Genomic DNA, 19,294 nt, shown 5'->3' with positions numbered 1-19,294 from the left:
GGGCGGGATGCGCGTCAACCGGATGCGAAACCTTCGCCCTCCGGCAAGTACCATCGCAATTGCCTGATGTGGTGAAGTCGTGCCGCACCAGACCTGACCAGCCGATTCCGGAAGGGGGCCGCTCGCGTGAGTGTGCTCGACGAGATCATCGACGGAGTCCGCGCGGACCTCGCGGAGCGGCAGGCGCGCGTCAGCCTCGACGATCTCAAGGAGCGCGCGGCCAAGGCCCCCCAGGCCAAGGACGGCGCGGCCGCCCTCGGCGGCGAGAACGTCAGCGTGATCTGCGAGGTCAAGCGGTCCAGCCCCTCCAAGGGCGCCCTCGCCGCCATCGCCGACCCGGCCGGCCTCGCCGCGGACTACGAGGCGGGCGGCGCGTCCGTCATCAGCGTCCTCACCGAGCAGCGCCGCTTCGGCGGCTCGCTCGCCGACCTGGAGGCCGTCCGCGCCCGGGTCGACATCCCGATCCTGCGCAAGGACTTCATCGTCACGGCCTACCAGCTGTGGGAGGCCCGCGCCTACGGCGCCGACCTGGCCCTGCTGATCGTCGCCGCGCTGGAGCAGGAGGCCCTCGTCTCCCTCATCGAGCGGGCCGAGTCCATCGGGCTCACCCCGCTGGTCGAGGTGCACGACGAGGAGGAGGTCCAGCGCGCCGTCGACGCCGGGGCCCGCATCATCGGCGTCAACGCCCGCAACCTCAAGACCCTCGAGGTGGACCGGGGCACCTTCGCCCGGGTGGCCCCCGAGATCCCCGACGGCATCATCAAGATCGCCGAGTCCGGCGTCCGCGGCCCCCACGACCTGATCGCCTACGCCAACGACGGCGCCGACGCCGTCCTCGTGGGCGAGTCCCTGGTCACCGGCCGCGACCCCCGGACGGCCGTGGCCGACCTGGTCGCCGCCGGCGCCCACCCCGCCCTCCGCCACGGACGGGGCTGACGAGCACGATGACCACCGGCCGCGCACGCCGCACGGGACCGGGCCGACGCCCGGCCCCCCTCGGCGTGCCCGCGGCCGGGGCCGGGCGGCCGGGCCAGGGCCCGGACTCCCCGCAACACTCCTACGCCGGGCTCGCGCGGGGCTGCCGCCCCCGCGGCTGCCGGGCGCCCGCGCGCCGCGTGCGCGGCCGCCGGGTGCGGTACCACATCGGCTGTGAGCCGGGTCAGATCAACGGGATGCGATGGCGTCGCGGCGTCCGGCCGTAACCTTCCGTCATCACCGGGCAGCGCGCCCGTAAGCGCGCCCCGCCCGGAACTTCCGCACATCCCAGGAGTGCTCACATGTCCTCCGGCTTCTTCGTACCCGACCCCGAGGGCCAGGTGCCGAACGCGTCCGGCTACTTCGGCGCCTTCGGCGGCAAGTTCATCCCCGAGGCCCTCGTCGCCGCCGTCGACCAGGTCGCCGCCGAGTACGACAAGGCCAAGGCCGACCCGGCCTTCGCCGCCGAGCTCGACGACCTGATGGTCAACTACGCGGGCCGCCCCAGCCCGCTCACCGAGGTGCCGCGCTTCGCCGAACACGCGGGCGGCGCCCGTGTCTTCGTCAAGCGCGAGGACCTCAACCACACCGGCTCCCACAAGATCAACAACGTGCTGGGCCAGGCGCTGCTCACCAAGCGCATGGGCAAGAGCCGTGTCATCGCCGAGACCGGCGCGGGCCAGCACGGCGTGGCGACGGCCACCGCCTGCGCCCTCTTCGGCCTGGAGTGCACCATCTACATGGGCGAGGTCGACACGCAGCGGCAGGCGCTCAACGTCGCCCGGATGCGGATGCTCGGCGCCGAGGTCGTCTCCGTGAAGTCCGGCAGCCGCACGCTGAAGGACGCCATCAACGAGGCCTTCCGCGACTGGGTCGCCAACGTCGACCGCACCCACTACCTCTTCGGCACGGTCGCGGGGCCCCACCCCTTCCCGGCCCTGGTCCGCGACTTCCACCGCGTCATCGGCGTCGAGGCCCGCCGCCAGATCCTCGAGCGCGCCGGCCGGCTCCCCGACGCCGCCGTCGCGTGCGTGGGCGGCGGCTCCAACGCCATCGGCCTCTTCCACGCCTTCCTGCCCGACGAGGGCGTCCGGCTGATCGGCTGCGAACCCGGCGGCCACGGCGTCGAGACCGGCGAGCACGCCGCCACCCTCACCGAGGGCACCCCCGGCATCCTCCACGGCTCGCGCTCCTACGTCCTGCAGGACGAGGACGGCCAGATCACCGAGCCGTACTCGATCTCCGCCGGCCTGGACTACCCCGGCATCGGCCCCGAGCACTCCTACCTCAAGGACATCGGCCGCGCCGAGTACCGGGCCGTCACCGACGCCCAGGCCATGGAGGCGCTGCGGCTCCTCTCACGCACCGAGGGCATCATCCCGGCCATCGAGAGCGCCCACGCGCTCGCGGGCGCGCTGGAGATCGGCCGCGAGCTGGGCGAGGACGGCCTGATCCTGGTGAACCTCTCCGGGCGGGGCGACAAGGACATGGACACCGCGGCCCGCTACTTCGGGCTGTACGACACCGCGGACGCTGCCGAGGGGGCCAAGTGATGGCGGGCAACATCGAACTCCTGAACTCGGTCCTGGCCGCGGCCAAGTCCGAGAACCGCGCCGCGCTCGTGGGCTACCTCCCGGCCGGCTTCCCGACCGTCGCCGACGGCGTCCGAGCCGTCACGGCGATGCTCGACGGCGGCTGCGACATCGTCGAGGTCGGGCTGCCGCACAGCGACCCGGTCCTGGACGGGCCGGTCATCCAGACCGCCGACGACATCGCCCTGCGCGGCGGCATCAAGATCAAGGACGTCATCCGCACGGTCAAGGAGGCGCACGAGATCACGGGCGCCCCCGTCCTCGTCATGACCTACTGGAACCCGGTCGACGCCTACGGCGTGGAGCGCTTCGCCGCCGACCTGGCGGCCGCCGGGGGAGCGGGCTGCATCCTCCCCGACCTGCCGGTCGAGGAGTCCGAGACCTGGCGCAAGGCCGCCGAACAGCACGGCCTGGCCACGGTGTTCGTCGTCGCCCCGAGCAGCCGCGACGAACGCCTCGCCAAGATCACGGCGGCGGGCAGCGGCTTCGTCTACGCCGCCTCGCTGATGGGCGTCACGGGCACCCGCGAGTCGGTGGGCCGCGAGGCCCAGGACCTGGTGCGCCGCACCCGGGCCGTCACCGAACTGCCGGTCTGCGTCGGCCTCGGCGTCTCCAACGCCACACAGGCCGAGGAGGTCGCCCAGTTCGCCGACGGCGTCATCGTCGGCTCGGCGTTCGTCAAGTGCCTGCTGGACGCGCCGGACCTGGAGTCCGGCATCGCGGCGGTCCGCTCCCTGGCGGGCGAACTGGCGGAGGGCGTACGCAAGCGCGCGTAACTCTTTTGAAGGAAACGGCGACCGGGGGCGCGTATGACCGCGCCCCCGGTTCGTTGTACGGGAATGTGAGCCAGAAGAACAGCGACGGTAAGCGCAGCGCCCGCGAACGGCTGCAGGAACAGCGCCGGAAGGAAGAGTCCCGCGCCAAGCGCAAGCGGACCCTGATCGCGGTCGTCGCGGTGGCCGCCGTCCTGGGCGCCGGCGTGGGCATCGCGGCGCTGGTGGCGGGCTCCGGCGGCGGCAAGGACAACAAGCGCAAGACCGCCGGCCCCCTCCTCGCCCCCCAGGGCGCCATCGGCAAGGACAGCCTCGCCATCCCCGTCGGCAACCAGGCCGCCAAGGCGAACCTGGTCGTCTTCGAGGACTTCCGCTGCCCCGGCTGCGGCCAGTTCGAGAACGGCTTCCGCGACACCCTCCACGACCTGGAGGGCAAGGGCGAGCTGAAGGCCGAGTACACCCTGGTCACCCTCATCGACAAGAACCTCGGCGGCTCCGGCTCCCTCTACGCCGCCAACGCGGCGGCCTGCGCTCAGGACGCCGGGAAGTTCCTCCCGTACCACGACGAGCTCTACAAGAGCCAGCCACCGGAGACGGTCGACGCCTACGGCAAGAAGGCCAAACTGCTGGAGATCGCGAACAAGGTCCCGGGCCTGAACACCGCGTCGTTCCAGAAGTGCGTCGAGGACGGCCCCCACAACAGCTGGGTCCAGAAGTCCCAGGACACCTTCAGCAAGTCCGGCCACCGCGGCACCCCCACGGTCATCCTCAACGGCAAGAGCCTCTACGACGACCCGACGCACCCCCTGACGCCCCAGAAGCTGCGGGAGCTGGTGACGGCGGCACAGAAGGGGTAGCGACGACCGGCCGCCGGAGTCGCTCGTTCCGCACGCCTCTACAGTTCTCCTCTGACCTGATGGAACGTTGGACAGAGAGCGTGCGGTGACCCGAAGACCGTCTGAGAAGAGCACCCCTCCCCAGTACCCCGAAGGCTGGCGCACCGGGCCCGCGTGGCGGGAGCTGGACGGGCGGGCCGCCCGCAGGCGACGGATACTCGGCGGCGCCGGCGCCGCCCTGGCCGTCGCCGTGGGGGCCGTGGTCGTGGTCGATCCCGGTGGGGTCCGGTCCCGGATACCCGGCGACTGGGGCAGGAAGAAGGAGACGACGACGGTGGCGGCGGACACCGTCACTCTCGACCACCCCTTCGCCGGGTCGCCGGCCGAGGAGTACGCCGACGGGGCGGCGGGGATTGTCATCCCCGAGGCGGCGGCCGTGGGGGAGTCGTCCAAGGAGCAGGTCGCCTCGGCGCTGAAGCTGACCAAGGACTTCCTCGTCGCCGCCAACCTCGACCCCGCGACGCTGCGCGGCGAGCGACCGGCCGCCGCGCTGGGGCTGATCGAGCCGGGGGACGATCTGATCGGCAAGATGAACGCCTCGCTGAGCAAGCCCGGCAAGGAGAACGACCCGCTCGCCTTCTTCAGCCGCTTCGACCCGAACCAGGTCCGCCTGGTGGGCGACATCGTCAAGACGCGCGGCCGGATGACCTTCGCCGAGCGCGAGGGCGGCGTCGTCACCGTCCACGCCGACTACACCTTCGTCTACCCCCTGACGAAGAAGGACAAGAAGTCCCGGCAGATCGCGCGCACCATCGTGCGCCGGGTCCTGGACGTCGAGGTTCCCGATCCCGCCCGCTTCCGGGTGGAACCCGGCAAGCTGGTCGTGCGCCGCCACGTGATGGACATCGGCAACACCACCTGTGAGATCCACGACGGATTCATCCACCCGGAATTCCCCCGGATCACCCGCCATGGTGACGGGCGGGACGGGTCGGAGCGGTCCGGGCCCGCCGTCGACCCCTACGACAGCAGCCGCGACCTGGGAAACCGTCACGACGAGTGCGGAACGGTCACCCGGACGTAGGCGTCCGGGCGCGGAGTCGCCCCGGTGTTACGCAGACGTTCCCCGGGTGGGGTGCCACCTGTGCGTTCCGGCAAGGTAGCGTCGGGGGTGCCATGAATCTCGCATACATCCCCAGCCCCTCGACCGGTGTCGTCCACCTCGGACCGATCCCGCTGCGCGGCTATGCCTTCTGCATCATCATCGGCGTCTTCGTCGCCGTCTGGCTCGGCAACAAGCGCTGGATCGCACGGGGCGGCCGGTCCGGGACGATCGCCGACATCGCCGTGTGGGCGGTGCCCTTCGGGCTCGTCGGCGGGCGGCTGTATCACGTGATCACGGACTACGAGCTGTACTTCGGCCCCGGCCGGGACTGGGTCGGCGCGTTCAAGATCTGGGAGGGCGGCCTCGGCATCTGGGGCGCCATCGCCCTCGGTGCCGTCGGCGCCTGGATCGGCTGCCGCCGGCGCGGGATCCCGCTGCCCGCGTACGCGGACGCCATCGCGCCCGGTATCGCCGTGGCGCAGGCCATCGGTCGCTGGGGCAACTGGTTCAACCAGGAGCTCTACGGCCGGCCGACCGATCTGCCCTGGGCGCTGAAGATCGACCCGGACCCGGCGATCGGCCGGATCGGCGGCACGTACCACCCGACGTTCCTGTACGAGTCGCTGTGGTGCCTCGGCGTCGCGGCCCTCGTGATCTGGGCCGACCGGAAGTTCAAGCTGGGGCACGGGCGGGCGTTCGCGGTCTACGTCGCCGCGTACACCGTCGGCCGGTTCTGGACCGAGTACCTGCGGGTCGACACGGCCCACCACTTCCTGGGCCTGCGGCTCAACGGCTGGACCGCCATCCTGGTCTTCCTCGCCGCCGTCGCCTACTTCGTGATCTCCTCGAAGCGGGTCCCCGGGCGGGAGCTCGTCGTCGAGCCCGGTGCGGCCGAGGACGACGCCACGGATGCCGTCGCGGATGCCGTCGCGGATGCCGCTGCGGACGCCTCCGAGGGTGCGTCCGAGGAGGGTGCCTCCGAGGGCGGTGCGTCGGGTGCGTCCTCCAAGACCGACCTCACCAAGCCCGCCTCCGGCGCCGACAAGCGCTGACAGCCAAGCGCTGACACCCACGCGCGTCACCTCAGCCCCCTGCGGCCCTCGCCGCAGGGGGCTTTTTGGTAAAGCCGCAGGTCAGCGAGGTAAGTTCGGCCTTCCTTGCTAGCGGATCATGCCCATTCGTGCGTACCTTCGACTCGTACGCGATACGCGAGAGGGAACGCGGGCGGGCCGTCCGCGTCCCTGGGGAAGGGAGCATCTGGAGACATGGCTGTCCTCGATACGGCCGCGGCAACGCACATAGCCCACCGCGACAATCACACCCACCGTGATGTGAACGGCGGCTGGCTGCGGCCCGCCGTGTTCGGGGCCATGGACGGACTGGTCTCCAACGTGGCCCTGATGACGGGCGTGGCCGGTGGCACCGCCTCGTCCAGCGCCATCGTGATCGCCGGCATGGCCGGGCTCGCGGCCGGCGCGTTCTCCATGGCCGCCGGTGAGTACACCTCCGTCGCCTCGCAGCGCGAGCTGGTCCTCGCCGAGCTGGACGTGGAGCGGCGCGAGCTGCGCAAGCACCCGGCGGACGAGCTGGAGGAGCTGGCCGCGCTCTACGAGTCGCGCGGCGTCGAGCCCGCGCTGGCCCGTGAGGTCGCCCGGCAGCTGTCGAAGGACCCGGAGCAGGCGCTGGAGATCCACGCCCGCGAGGAGCTCGGCATCGACCCGTCCGACCTGCCCTCGCCCCTCGTCGCCGCCGTCTCGTCGTTCGGCTCGTTCGCGCTGGGCGCCCTGCTGCCGCTGCTGCCGTACCTGCTCGGGGCCACCGAGCTGTGGCCCGCCGTGCTGCTCGCGCTCGTGGGGCTGTTCGCCTGCGGCGCGGTCGTCGCCCGGGTGACGGCGCGGACGTGGTGGTTCAGCGGGCTCCGGCAGCTGCTCCTCGGCGGTGCCGCGGCGGGTGTGACGTATCTCCTCGGTATTGCCTTCGGGACCGCCGTCGGGTAATTCTTATGCGCGCTGCCGTATAACGTGCGTGTTTCTCCCCGGTTTCATTTCCCCGGGGGCAGGGCACAATCCGGTAGCGCTGCGGGCAATGCCGCCCGTGCCGCACCACTTCTCGGGCGCGGCCGGGCCTGGCGATCCCAGGGAGCCCGGAGCGCCGCCCGAGTCCAGCCGGTGTCCACATGATGGACCACCCCTTCCGCTCTTCGAGAAGCGACCCATCATGTAAGCCTGAACAACCTTCTTCCGCGAGGGCCAACGTCGTCCCTCGGCACATGCGTCACGACATGACTGCCAGACGACGACGGGAGCGCCGATGCGCCACGCATCCCACCCCGCCCACCAGGGGATGTACGACCCGCGGAACGAGCACGACGCCTGTGGCGTGGGCTTTGTCGCGACTCTCACCGGCGAGGCGAGCCATGGGCTCATCGAGCAGGCGCTCACCGTCCTGCGCAACATGGAGCACCGCGGCGCCACCGGATCCGACCCCGACACCGGGGACGGCGCCGGCATCCTGATGCAGATCCCCGACGCGTTCCTCCGGGAAAGCGTCGAGAGCGTCGAGGGCTTCACGCTCCCCGCCGCCGGCGCCTACGCCGTCGGCATCGCCTTCCTCCCGGCCGACGAGCCGGCAGCGGCCACCGCCGTCTCGCGCATCGAGACGATCGCCGCCGAGGAGGGCCTGACCGTCCTCGGCTGGCGCACCGTCCCCGTCACCCCCGAGCTGCTCGGCGCCGACGCCCGCGCCACGATGCCCGCCTTCCGGCAACTGTTCGTCACGGACGGCGTCAACGAGGACCTCGCCCTCGACCGCAAGGCCTTCGCCCTGCGCAAGCGCTCCGAGCGCGAGGCGGGCGTCTACTTCCCCTCGCTCTCCGCCCGCACCATCGTCTACAAGGGCATGCTCACCACCGGGCAGCTCGAGCCGTTCTTCCCGGACCTCTCCGACCGGCGCTGCGCCACCGCCATCGCGCTCGTCCACTCGCGGTTCTCCACCAACACCTTCCCGAGCTGGCCGCTCGCCCACCCCTACCGCTTCGTCGCCCACAACGGAGAGATCAACACCGTCAAGGGCAACCGCAACTGGATGCGCGCCCGCGAATCCCAGCTGGCCAGCGACCTCTTCGGGGACAAGCCGCTGGAACGGACCTTCCCCGTCTGCACCCCCGGCGCCTCCGACTCCGCCTCCTTCGACGAGGTCCTGGAGCTGCTCCACCTCGGCGGCCGCTCGCTCCCGCACAGCGTGCTGATGATGATCCCCGAGGCCTGGGAGAACCACGCCTCCATGGACCCCGCCCGGCGCGCCTTCTACCAGTACCACTCCACCCTCATGGAGCCCTGGGACGGCCCGGCCTGCGTCACCTTCACCGACGGCACCGTCGTCGGCGCCGTCCTGGACCGCAACGGCCTGCGCCCCGGGCGCTACTGGGTCACCGACGACGGACTCGTCGTGTTCTCCTCCGAGGTCGGCGTCCTCGACATCGACCCCGCCAAGGTCGTCCGCAAGGGCCGCCTCCAGCCCGGCAAGATGTTCCTCGTCGACACCGAGGCCCACCGCGTCATCGAGGACGACGAGATCAAGGCCGCCCTCGCCGCCGAACAGCCCTACCAGGAGTGGCTGGAGGCCGGCCTCATCGACCTCGCCGACCTCCCCGAGCGCGAGCACATCGTCCACACCCACGCCTCCGTCACCCGCCGCCAGCAGACCTTCGGCTACACCGAGGAGGAGCTGCGCGTCATCCTCGCCCCGATGGCCAAGTCCGGTGCCGAGCCCATCGGTTCCATGGGCACGGACTCGCCGATCGCCGCGCTCTCCGAGCGGCCGCGGCTGCTCTTCGACTACTTCACCCAGCTCTTCGCGCAGGTCACCAACCCCCCGCTGGACGCCATCCGCGAGGAGCTCGTCACCTCGCTGATCTCCTCCCTCGGACCGCAGCGCAATCTGCTGGACCCCACCGCCGCGTCCTGCCGCAGCGTCACCCTGCCCTTCCCCGTCATCGACAACGACGAGCTCGCCAAGCTCATCCACATCAACGCAGACGGCGACATGCCGGGCCTCAAGGCCGCCACGCTCTCCGGCCTCTACCGCGTCGCCGGGGGCGGCGAGGCGCTCGCCGCCCGCCTCGCGGCCATGTGCGCCGAGGCCGACGCGGCCATCGAGAACGGCGCCCGGCTCATCGTGCTCTCCGACCGGCACTCCGACGCCGAGCACGCCCCCATCCCCTCCCTGCTGCTCACCTCGGCCATCCACCACCACCTCATCCGCACCAAGCAGCGCACCCAGGTGGGCCTGCTGGTCGAGGCCGGTGACGTCCGCGAGGTCCACCACGTCGCGCTGCTCATCGGTTACGGCGCGGCGGCCGTGAACCCGTACCTGGCGATGGAGTCCGTCGAGGACCTCGTCCGCGCCGGGACGTTCCTGCCGGACATCGCCCCCGAGGACGCCATCCGCAACCTCATCAAGGCGCTGGGCAAGGGCGTCCTGAAGGTCATGTCCAAGATGGGCATCTCCACCGTCGCCTCCTACCGGGGCGCCCAGGTCTTCGAGGCCGTCGGCCTGGAGGAGTCCTTCGTCGACGCCTACTTCCACGGCACCGCCACCAAGATCGGCGGCGCCGGCCTGGACGTCGTCGCCCGCGAGGTCGCCGCACGCCACGCCAAGGCCTACCCCGCCACCGGCATCCCCGCCACCCACCGCCGCCTCGACATAGGCGGCGAGTACCAGTGGCGCCGCGAGGGCGAGCCCCACCTCTTCGACCCCGAGACCGTCTTCCGGCTCCAGCACTCCACCCGCGCCCGCCGCTACGACATCTTCAAGCAGTACACGCGGCGCGTGGACGAGCAGTCCGAGCGGCTGATGACCCTGCGCGGACTGTTCTCCTTCAAGAGCGACCGCCCCTCGATCCCCCTCGACGAGGTCGAGCCCGTCAGCGAGATCGTCAAGCGCTTCTCCACCGGCGCCATGTCCTACGGCTCCATCTCCCAGGAGGCCCACGAGACCCTCGCCATCGCCATGAACCGGCTGGGCGCCAAGTCCAACACCGGTGAGGGCGGCGAGGACCCCGACCGCCTCTACGACCCCGCGCGCCGCTCCAGCATCAAGCAGGTGGCCTCCGGCCGCTTCGGCGTCACCAGCGAATACCTCGTCCACGCCGACGACATCCAGATCAAGATGGCCCAGGGCGCCAAGCCCGGCGAGGGCGGCCAGCTGCCCGGCCACAAGGTCTACCCCTGGGTCGCGAAGACCCGCCACTCCACCCCCGGCGTCGGACTGATCTCGCCGCCCCCGCACCACGACATCTACTCCATCGAGGACCTCGCCCAGCTCATCCACGACCTCAAGAACGCCAACCCCGCCGCCCGCATCCATGTGAAGCTGGTCTCCGAGGTCGGCGTCGGCACGGTCGCGGCGGGCGTCTCCAAGGCCCACGCCGACGTCGTGCTGATCTCCGGCCACGACGGCGGCACCGGCGCCTCCCCGCTCACCTCCCTCAAGCACGCGGGCGGCCCCTGGGAGCTCGGCCTCGCCGAGACCCAGCAGACCCTGCTCCTCAACGGCCTGCGCGACCGCATCGTCGTCCAGACCGACGGCCAGCTCAAGACCGGCCGCGACGTCGTGATCGCCGCCCTCCTCGGCGCCGAGGAGTTCGGCTTCGCCACCGCCCCCCTCGTCGTCTCCGGCTGCGTCATGATGCGCGTCTGCCACCTGGACACCTGCCCCGTCGGCATCGCCACCCAGAATCCCGTCCTGCGCGAACGGTTCAGCGGCAAGGCCGAATTCGTCGTCAACTTCTTCGAGTTCATCGCCGAGGAGGTCCGCGAGCTCCTCGCCGAACTGGGCTTCCGCACCCTTCAGGAAGCCGTCGGCCAGGTCGAGCTCCTCGACACCGCCCGCGCCGTCGGCCACTGGAAGGCCCAGGGCCTGGACCTGTCCCCGCTCCTCCACGTCCCCGACCTGCCCGCCGGCGCCGTGCGCCACCACACCACTCCCCAGGACCACGGCCTGGCCAAGGCGCTCGACAACCAGCTGATCAAGCTGGCCGCCGACGCCCTGAACACCGTCGGCGACGAGGCCCCCCAGCCCGTCCGCGCCCAGGTGGCCATCCGCAACGTCAACCGGACCGTCGGCACCATGCTCGGTCACGAGGTCACCAAGAAGTACGGCGGCGCGGGCCTGCCCGACGACACCATCGACATCACCTTCACCGGCTCCGCCGGCCAGTCCTTCGGCGCCTTCCTGCCGCGCGGCGTCACCCTGCGCCTGGAGGGCGACGCCAACGACTACGTCGGCAAGGGCCTCTCCGGCGGCCGTGTCGTCGTCCGCCCCGACCGGGGCGCCGACCACCTCGCCGAGTACTCCACCATCGCCGGCAACACCCTCGCCTACGGCGCCACCGGCGGCGAGATGTTCCTGCGCGGCAGCGTCGGCGAGCGCTTCTGCGTCCGCAACTCCGGCGCCACCGTCGTCTCCGAGGGCGTCGGCGACCACGGCTGCGAGTACATGACCGGCGGCCGCGCCGTCGTCCTCGGCCCCACCGGCCGCAACTTCGCGGCAGGCATGTCCGGCGGCGTCGCCTACGTCATCGACCTCGACCCGCGCAACGTCAACAAGGAACTGGCCGGAGCCGTCGAACCCCTCGACGACGCCGACCGCCGGTGGCTGCACGACGTGGTGCGCCGCCACCACGAGGAGACCGCCTCCACCGTCGCGGCCGGCCTCCTCGCCGACTGGGACACGGCGGCGAACCGCTTCCGCAAGGTCCTGCCCACCACCTACAAGGCAGTGCTCGCCGCCAAGGACGCCGCCGAGCTGGCCGGTCTGACCGAGACCGAGACCCACGAGAAGATGATGGAGGCGGCGACCCATGGCTGACCCGAAGGGCTTTCTGACCACCGACCGCGTCCTCGCCCGCACCCGCCCCACCACGGAACGGGTCCGCGACTGGAACGAGGTCTACGTCCCCGGCTCCCTCCTGCCCGTCATCAGCAAGCAGGCCGGCCGCTGCATGGACTGCGGCATCCCGTTCTGCCACAACGGCTGCCCCCTCGGGAACCTCATCCCCGAGTGGAACGACTACGCCTACCGCGACGACTGGCAGGCCGCCTCCGAACGGCTCCACGCCACCAACAACTTCCCCGAGTTCACCGGCCGCCTCTGCCCCGCCCCCTGCGAGTCCGCCTGCGTGCTCGGCATCAACCAGGCGCCCGTCACCATCAAGAACGTCGAAGTCACCATCATCGACAAGGCCTGGGAATCCGGCGACGTCACCCCCCAGCCGCCCGAGCGGCTCTCCGGCAAGACCGTCGCCGTCATCGGCTCCGGCCCCGCCGGCCTCGCCGCCGCCCAGCAGCTCACCCGCGCCGGCCACACCGTCGCCGTCTACGAGCGCGCCGACCGCGTCGGCGGCCTGCTCCGCTACGGCATCCCCGAGTTCAAGATGGAGAAGCGGCACATCAACCGGCGCATCGAGCAGATGCGCGCGGAGGGCACCAAGTTCCGCACCGAGGTGGAGATCGGGCGCGACATCGACGCGGCCAAGCTGCGCCGGCGCTACGACGCCGTCGTCATCGCCGCCGGCGCCACCACCTCCCGCGACCTGCCCGTGCCCGGCCGCGACCTCAAGGGCGTCCACTTCGCCATGGAGTACCTGCCCATGGCGAACAAGGTGCAGGAGGGCGACCTGACGGTCTCCCCGATCACCGCCGAGGGCAAGCACGTCGTCGTCATCGGCGGCGGCGACACCGGAGCCGACTGCGTCGGCACCGCCCACCGGCAGGGCGCGGCCTCCGTCACCCAGCTGGAGATCATGCCCCGGCCGGGCGAGGAGCGGAACGCGAACCAGCCCTGGCCGACCTTCCCCATGCTCTACAAGGTCACCTCGGCGCACGAGGAGGGCGGCGAGCGCGTCTACTCCGTCTCCACCACGCGCTTCGAGGGCGACGAGGACGGCAACGTCCAGTGGCTCCACCTCGTGGAGGTCGAGTTCACCGACGGCAAGCTCCAGCAGAAGCCCGGCACCGAACGTCGCATCCCGGCCCAGCTCGTCACCCTCGCGATGGGTTTCACGGGAACGGACCGGCAGAACGGTCTCGTCGAACAGTTCGGCCTCGAACTGGACGACCGGGGGAACATCGCACGCGACGCGGACTACGCCACCAACGTGCCGGGCGTCTTCGTCGCCGGTGACGCCGGCCGGGGCCAGTCCCTCATCGTCTGGGCGATCGCGGAAGGACGCTCCGCCGCGCGCGGCGTCGACCGCTACCTGACGGGTTCCAGCACGCTGCCCGCGCCGGTCCTCCCGACCGACCGCGCGCTGACGGTGTAACGGAACCGCACACCGGACGGGCTGACGAAGGGGTCAGCCCGTCCGGCGTTTGAGGACACAGCCCAGTGGCCCGTCCGGTCATTCCGCTGTTGCCGTCACTCCGCCGGCTCCGCCGCGATGTCGCTGAACACCACCCGGGCGTCCTCCGTGTACGCCCCGATGCTGCCCCGCAAGTAGGGGCGCTCCTTGTCCTCGTAGGCGACCAGGCCCTTGCCGTCGACGCTCACCTCCAGGTGCGCGCCGCGCTGGGCCACCTTCACCCCCGTCCACCGGCCGATTGGGAAGCCCTCCGCGCCCGTGGCCAGAAATCGCTGGCCACCGGGGTACGCCGGATCACGCTTGCCCAGCTCCCAGCCGTTGGGCTTGAGGGTGATGTAGTAGAAGTGCTCCGGGTCCGTGTACGCCCACACCAGCCACGGCACTTCCCAGGGATTGGGCTTGGGGGTGCGCAGCTGGGCGACCGTGCGCATCCGGGCCTGGAGGTTCATTTCCCCGTACTCCGCGGTCGACACGATCAGCCCGGCGTGGGTCTCGCCGGGCTCCCGCGAGGGCTTGGGGGAGAGGGCCAGGCCGTCGTGGCGGCCGATGTTCTCGCCGTGGCCGTCGAAGACCGACCGCCACGGGCCGTGGACCGATCCCTCGGCCCACGGCCGGGCCGGCTCGCCGTCCTCGCCGCCCCAGATCGCGTTCACCGCGAAGGCGAGCGCCGCCACCGCGGCGGCGCCGAACAGGGCGAGGGCGAGGAGCCGGTGAACTCTCGTCATGCCGTCGAGTATGACCCCGGACCGCCGGGCTGGGGGACGACCAGCGGCTCCGGCGTGGGCGCCGCACCGGCGTCCGCGCCGAAGTCCTCGGCCAGCTGGGCCACGATGCGCTCGGTGGCGAGCCCGTCCCCGAAGGGGTTACCGGCCTTCGCCATCCGCGCGTACGCCTCCTCGTCGTCCAGCAGCCGCGTCGCGGCCTCCAGGATGGCCTGCGGTTCGGTGCCCACGAGCCGGGCCGCGCCCGCCTCCACCGCCTCGGGCCGCTCGGTGGTCGTACGCAGCACCAGGGTGGGCTTGCCGAGGGTGGGGGCCTCCTCCTGGATGCCGCCGGAGTCGGTCAGGACGAGGTCGCAGCCGGCGAGCGTGGCGGAGAAGTCCACGTAGCCCAGCGGCTCGACGATCCGGACGGCCGGGTGGTCGGACAGCTCCGGCAGCAGGGCCTCGCGGACGGCGGGGCTCTTGTGGAGCGGCAGGACGATCTCCACGTCGCCCCGGTCGGCGAGGCGGCGCAGGGTGCGGCCCATGGCGCGCATCTTGTCGCCCTGGTTCTCCCGGCGGTGGAGGGTGACCAGGACGTGCCGCAGGTCGCTGTGGAAGAGGTCGCGGCCGTTGCCCTGGTCCAGCACCCACAGCAGGTTGTCGATGACGGTGTTGCCGGTGACGAACACCTCGGCGGCCGGTACCCCTTCCGCGGTGAGGTGGCCGGCCGCCCGGGTCGTGGGGGCGAAGTGCCAGCGCGCCATGCGGCCTATGAGCCGGCGGTTGAGCTCCTCGGGGAAGGGGTTGTCCAGCACTCCGGTGCGCAGCCCGGCCTCCACGTGGGCGACGGGGATGTGCTCGTAGAAGGCGGCGAGGGCGCCGGTGAGGGCGGAGGTGGTGTCGCCCTGGACGACGACGAGGTCGGGCCGGTGGGCGCGGACGACGTCGCCGAGGCCGTCCACCAGCCGGGCGGTGAGCTTGGAGAGTTCCTGCCGGTCGCGCATCACGTCGAGCTCGACGCTCGCGGGGACCTGGAGGAGCTCCAGCATCTGGTGGAGCATCTCGCGGTGCTGGCCGGTGGTGACGACGACGGGTTCGAAGAGCGGGGAGGCGGCCATGGCGCGGGCCACGGGCGCGAGCTTGATGGCTTCAGGCCGTGTGCCCAGGACGAGCATGGCGCGCACAGGCGTGGTGATGACGTTCGGGGACATGGTTCTCCCTCGGAAGGTGCGTGCTTGACCGATGAGTGGAGATGAGTGGAGGAGCCGGCGCGCGTCAGGTGCGCGCGGTCTTGAGCCAGGTCTGCTTGCCCGTGAGCATGCGCCACAGGCCCCACCAGCCGGCCGCGAACCAGATGTAGCCGTAGATGACGAAGAGGTGGGAGAGGAGGACGGCGCGGACGAGTCCGAGCCCCCGCTCGCGTCGTGAGTAGACCCAGCCGTAGGCGTACGCCGCGGTGAAGGACAGGACGTACGGGCCGATGATCCACATGGGGGACACCAGCGGGCGTCCGGCCTCGACCGAGCCGACGACCGTGCCGCCGACCGCGACGACGAAGGACAGCGGCAGCAGCGAGGTGAGCAGGATCAGCACCGGGCTGGAGAGGTGGTAGAGCAGGTCGACGGCGGCTTTGGTGGGCACCTCGCGCAGGATCATGGGGACCAGCCCGGCGGACTGGAGGTGCCCCTGGAACCAGCGGGAGCGCTGGCGCACCAGCCGGCGGACGTCGAGTACGGCCTGCTGGCTGACCGCGGCGGTGGTGCAGTGGTGATTGGTCCAGCCACGGGCGATCAGGCGCACTCCGAGATCGAGGTCCTCGGTCAGGGAGTCGCTCCAGGGGCCGTTGCCGTCCTTCATCAGGGTGTCGAGGGCGGCGAGCCGCATGAACTGGCCGTTGCCACCCATGCCGACGCTGCCGAAGTAGCGCCGGGCGGTCTGGAAGATGTCGCCGTAGATGACGAATTCCATGTCCTGGAGCCGGGCCAGGACGCCCTGGTGACGGTTGTACATCCGCACGCCGACCTGGGTGGCGCCGGTGCGCGGGTCGTCGAAGTAGGGGTCGACCGCCTGGACGATGTGGGGGTCGAGGCGGCCGTCGGCGTCCACGACGCAGACGATGACGTCGGACGGGTCGCGATCGGCGAGGATGCCGGATTCCCGCAGGTGGCGGATGCCCGCGTTGAGGGCGGCACCCTTGCCCTTGCGGGCGTTGGGCAGGTGCCGCTGGAGGAGTTTGACCCGGTCGGGGTCGGCGGAGCGGGCGATCTCGGCGGTGCGGTCGTCGGAGGCGTCGTCGATGACGAGGGCCATGAAGTTCCCGGCCGGCAGCGAGGTGATCCGGGCCAGGCTCTCGGCGAGCACCTTTTCCTCGTTCAGACAGGCGAGGAGAAAGATGTAGAGGCGTTCGGCCCGGGGGCCGCGGTCACGGCGCACCCGTTGTCTGGACAGGACGAACAGGGTGGAGTTGTAGCAGCCGGCCATCACGATGATGGCGATGCTGGACCAGAGAAGAACCTCCGTGATCATGAACGTTCACCGGAGTTCCGGAGAACGAACCAGAATTTTGCCGAAAGAAGTGCTGCGGCTATCGCGCAGTAGAGCAGGAATCCGGCACCGGCCGCTTCCTGCAGTCCCCTGGCAAAGGGTATGCCCGGTAGAACTTCTGGGGCTGCCGTCAGTCCGGCCATGGGCAGGACTGTCCCCAGAGCGGGTTTTCCGTACATGAGATCCCCCCGGATTGCGCCTCGTTCGTCGTGCCGAGGCGTGCGCAGGGAAGGTATCAGATGACTAGCAGCAATTAACCCTTCATGGTGAGAGATGTTGAATCGGAACAGAGAATTCTGTGGACCAACCGGTAGTTATGCCTGATCGCGTGGCGCATGTGACTGGTGGGATTGAAGGTCTGCACCAATTGGGCTGTCACTAATTGCACGGTCTGGACCATCGATGTCTATTGACACTCCTCTAACGGGGCACAAGAATCAGCCAACTGTCGGTACTTCACATCCGCGCGCACGCGTCATCGTCGGCGACGCCCCGGGTGAAGGACCGGCCAATAGCCGGCAAAGGCTGGTCAATCAGGGGGGAACAACAATGAAAAACAAGCGGGGGAGAGCACGGCTTTCCCGGGTGCCGCTCGTCCTGTCCGTCATCGCCGCCCTGCTGGGCGGTTTCGCTCTGTCGACGGGGGCCGAGGCCGCGATAGGCGGCGGCGGTGGCGGGAAGCCCCGCCCCTCCTACGGCCTCAAGGGCGTCGACAAGGCATCGCTCTCCGGGGCCAGCACCAACGACCTCAAGGCGTGGGTCGCCGCCCGGCTCGCGAACGACCGCAAGCGCCGCGCCCACACGCTCACCATCACTCCGGCCAAGGCCCCGGCGACGACGACCGTCAAGACGGCCTCCGTCCAGAGCCTCGCCGCCGCGGCCGGCCCCTCGGCCCTCGTCCTCTACGACAACACCGGGCCCTACGGCTACCTCGGTGAGCTCTACGCGATGGCGATCGCCAACCTCTCGGGCCACTTCGGCACCGTCACCTCCAAGCCCGTCTCCGCGTACACGGCGGGCATGGTGGAGCAGTACACCGCCACCGTGTACATCGGCTCGACGTACTACGGCGGGACGATCCCGGACGCCGTCCCGGCCGCCTTCTACCAGGACGCGCTGAAGACCAGTAAGCCCATCGACTGGATCGGCGACAACATCTGGAACATGGCCAACGCCGTGGGCATCGAGACCTTCAAGCAGAAGTACGGCTGGGACCCCACCAACTCGTACTTCGACAACGGGGGCGGCGTCGGCAACATCACCCAGGTCGCGTACAAGAACCAGACGCTGACCCGGAAGATCCCCACGGGCTACGACGGCGGTGTGCTCCACCCGGCCCTCTCCGGCGCCGGCTACCCGCAGGTCACCACCCTCGCCACGGCCACGGACGCCAACACCGGGGCCACCAGCCCCTGGGCGATCCGCACGGGCAACCTCACCTACGTCGGGGAGATCCCCTTCACCTACGTCTCCGAGTCGGACCGTGTGATCGTCTTCGAGGACCTCCTCTTCGACGCGCTCGCCCCGGCCACCGCCGAGCGCCACCGGGCGTTCATACGGCTGGAGGACATCAGCCCCAAGTCGGACCCGACGGAGCTGCGGGCGATGGCCGACTACCTGGCCTCGCAGAACATCCCCTACGGGATCAACGTCATCCCCGTCTACACCGACCCCAAGGGCGTCTACAACAACGGCAAGGCCGAGACGATCAGCCTGGCGCAGGCCCCGCAGGTCGTCTCCGCGCTCAAGTACATGCTCCAGCACGGCGCCGTCCTGATGAACCACGGCTACACCCACCAGTACAGCAACGTCAACAACCCCTACACCGGCGTCACGGGCGACGACTTCGAGTTCTTCCGCGCCCATGTCGACGCCAGCGACAACGTCATCTACGACGGGCCGCCCGCCGAGGACAACGCGATCTGGGCCCAGAGCCGGGTCACCTCGGCCCTCGCCGCCTTCACCGCCGCGGGCTTCCCCAAGCCCACCCTCTGGACGACCCCGCACTACGCCGCCTCGGCCGCGGACTACAAGGTCTTCGGGCAGAACTACACGGCACGGCTGGAGCGTTCGCTGTACTTCGCCGGAACGCTCAGCGGCGGAACGGTGAACCCCGCTCGATACATCGGCCAGTTCTTCCCGTACTCGGTCAAGGACGTCTACGGTACGACCGTGCTCCCCGAGAACATCGGGAACTACGAGCCCGTGCCCTACAACAACCACCCGGCACGGCTCCCCGCCGACCTGATCGCCTCCGCCAAGGCCAATCTGGCGGTCCGCGACGGAGTGGCCAGCTTCTTCTACCACCCCTACTACGCCGTGGACCCGCTGAAGCAGACGGTCGAGGGCATCAAGGCCCTGGGCTACACCTTCGTCGGCCCGACGGCCCTCGCTCAGTGAACA

The 19,294-nt window shown here is 70.6% G+C and carries 13 protein-coding genes; 10 read left to right on the top strand and 3 right to left on the bottom strand.

What is annotated here, in order from left to right; all coding sequences use genetic code 11:
• Nucleotides 1-126: 126 nt before the first annotated feature.
• From trpC to IE096_RS24185, 9 genes are all read left to right on the top strand, one after another.
• Nucleotides 127-936 (top strand): indole-3-glycerol phosphate synthase TrpC, encoded by an 810-nt coding sequence (trpC, locus tag IE096_RS24225; RefSeq protein WP_189455140.1) that lies wholly within the window; start codon nt 127-129, stop codon nt 934-936.
• A gap of 341 nt (nt 937-1,277) precedes the next feature.
• Nucleotides 1,278-2,528 (top strand): tryptophan synthase subunit beta, encoded by a 1,251-nt coding sequence (trpB, locus tag IE096_RS24220; RefSeq protein WP_189455138.1) that lies wholly within the window; start codon nt 1,278-1,280, stop codon nt 2,526-2,528.
• Nucleotides 2,528-3,343: a tryptophan synthase subunit alpha gene (gene trpA / locus IE096_RS24215; RefSeq protein ID WP_189455136.1), complete on the top strand. Its 816-nt coding sequence runs from the start codon at nt 2,528-2,530 to the stop codon at nt 3,341-3,343. Before trpB ends, trpA begins: the two co-directional genes overlap by 1 nt.
• A gap of 65 nt (nt 3,344-3,408) precedes the next feature.
• A complete protein-coding gene (locus IE096_RS24210; protein WP_189455134.1) occupies nt 3,409-4,197 on the top strand; it encodes a DsbA family protein in 789 nt (262 codons plus the stop codon).
• An 85-nt stretch (nt 4,198-4,282) separates the two neighbouring features.
• Complete coding sequence (locus IE096_RS24205; protein WP_189455132.1) at nt 4,283-5,260, top strand: hypothetical protein; 978 nt, start codon at nt 4,283-4,285, stop codon at nt 5,258-5,260.
• Nucleotides 5,261-5,352: 92 nt separating this feature from the next.
• Nucleotides 5,353-6,333 carry a prolipoprotein diacylglyceryl transferase gene (gene lgt / locus IE096_RS24200; protein WP_189455130.1) on the top strand — a complete coding sequence of 327 codons (981 nt, stop codon included), beginning with the start codon at nt 5,353-5,355 and terminating at the stop codon, nt 6,331-6,333.
• Between the two features lie 213 nt (nt 6,334-6,546).
• Nucleotides 6,547-7,278, top strand: coding sequence for a VIT1/CCC1 transporter family protein (locus tag IE096_RS24195; RefSeq protein WP_189455128.1), 732 nt, complete (start codon nt 6,547-6,549; stop codon nt 7,276-7,278).
• A 313-nt stretch (nt 7,279-7,591) separates the two neighbouring features.
• The gene (gene gltB / locus IE096_RS24190; RefSeq protein ID WP_189455126.1) at nt 7,592-12,151 is read left to right on the top strand and encodes a glutamate synthase large subunit; all 4,560 of its coding nucleotides are present in this window, start codon (nt 7,592-7,594) and stop codon (nt 12,149-12,151) included.
• Nucleotides 12,144-13,604: a glutamate synthase subunit beta gene (locus tag IE096_RS24185; RefSeq protein ID WP_189455123.1), complete on the top strand. Its 1,461-nt coding sequence runs from the start codon at nt 12,144-12,146 to the stop codon at nt 13,602-13,604. Before gltB ends, IE096_RS24185 begins: the two co-directional genes overlap by 8 nt.
• Nucleotides 13,605-13,699: 95 nt before the next feature.
• On the opposite strand, the gene IE096_RS24180 is transcribed toward IE096_RS24185, so the two are convergent.
• From IE096_RS24180 to IE096_RS24170, 3 genes are all read right to left on the bottom strand, one after another.
• Nucleotides 13,700-14,368, bottom strand: a complete 669-nt coding sequence (locus tag IE096_RS24180) for a calcium-binding protein (protein WP_189455122.1) — start codon at nt 14,366-14,368, stop codon at nt 13,700-13,702.
• Nucleotides 14,365-15,558 (bottom strand): non-hydrolyzing UDP-N-acetylglucosamine 2-epimerase, encoded by a 1,194-nt coding sequence (gene wecB, locus IE096_RS24175; RefSeq protein ID WP_229820564.1) that lies wholly within the window; start codon nt 15,556-15,558, stop codon nt 14,365-14,367. Before wecB ends, IE096_RS24180 begins: the two co-directional genes overlap by 4 nt.
• Before the next feature lie 64 nt (nt 15,559-15,622).
• Complete coding sequence (locus tag IE096_RS24170) at nt 15,623-16,873, bottom strand: glycosyltransferase (RefSeq protein WP_189455120.1); 1,251 nt, start codon at nt 16,871-16,873, stop codon at nt 15,623-15,625.
• 567 nt (nt 16,874-17,440) lie between these two features.
• Between IE096_RS24170 and IE096_RS24165 the strand changes: the two genes are divergently transcribed.
• Nucleotides 17,441-19,291, top strand: coding sequence for a DUF2334 domain-containing protein (locus IE096_RS24165; RefSeq protein ID WP_189455118.1), 1,851 nt, complete (start codon nt 17,441-17,443; stop codon nt 19,289-19,291).
• Nucleotides 19,292-19,294: the final 3 nt, after the last annotated feature.

This window comes from Streptomyces abikoensis (assembly GCF_014648775.1).
Classification (GTDB): Bacteria; Actinomycetota; Actinomycetes; order Streptomycetales; family Streptomycetaceae; genus Streptomyces; species Streptomyces abikoensis.
This window is presented reverse-complemented; position numbering and strand designations above follow the sequence as displayed.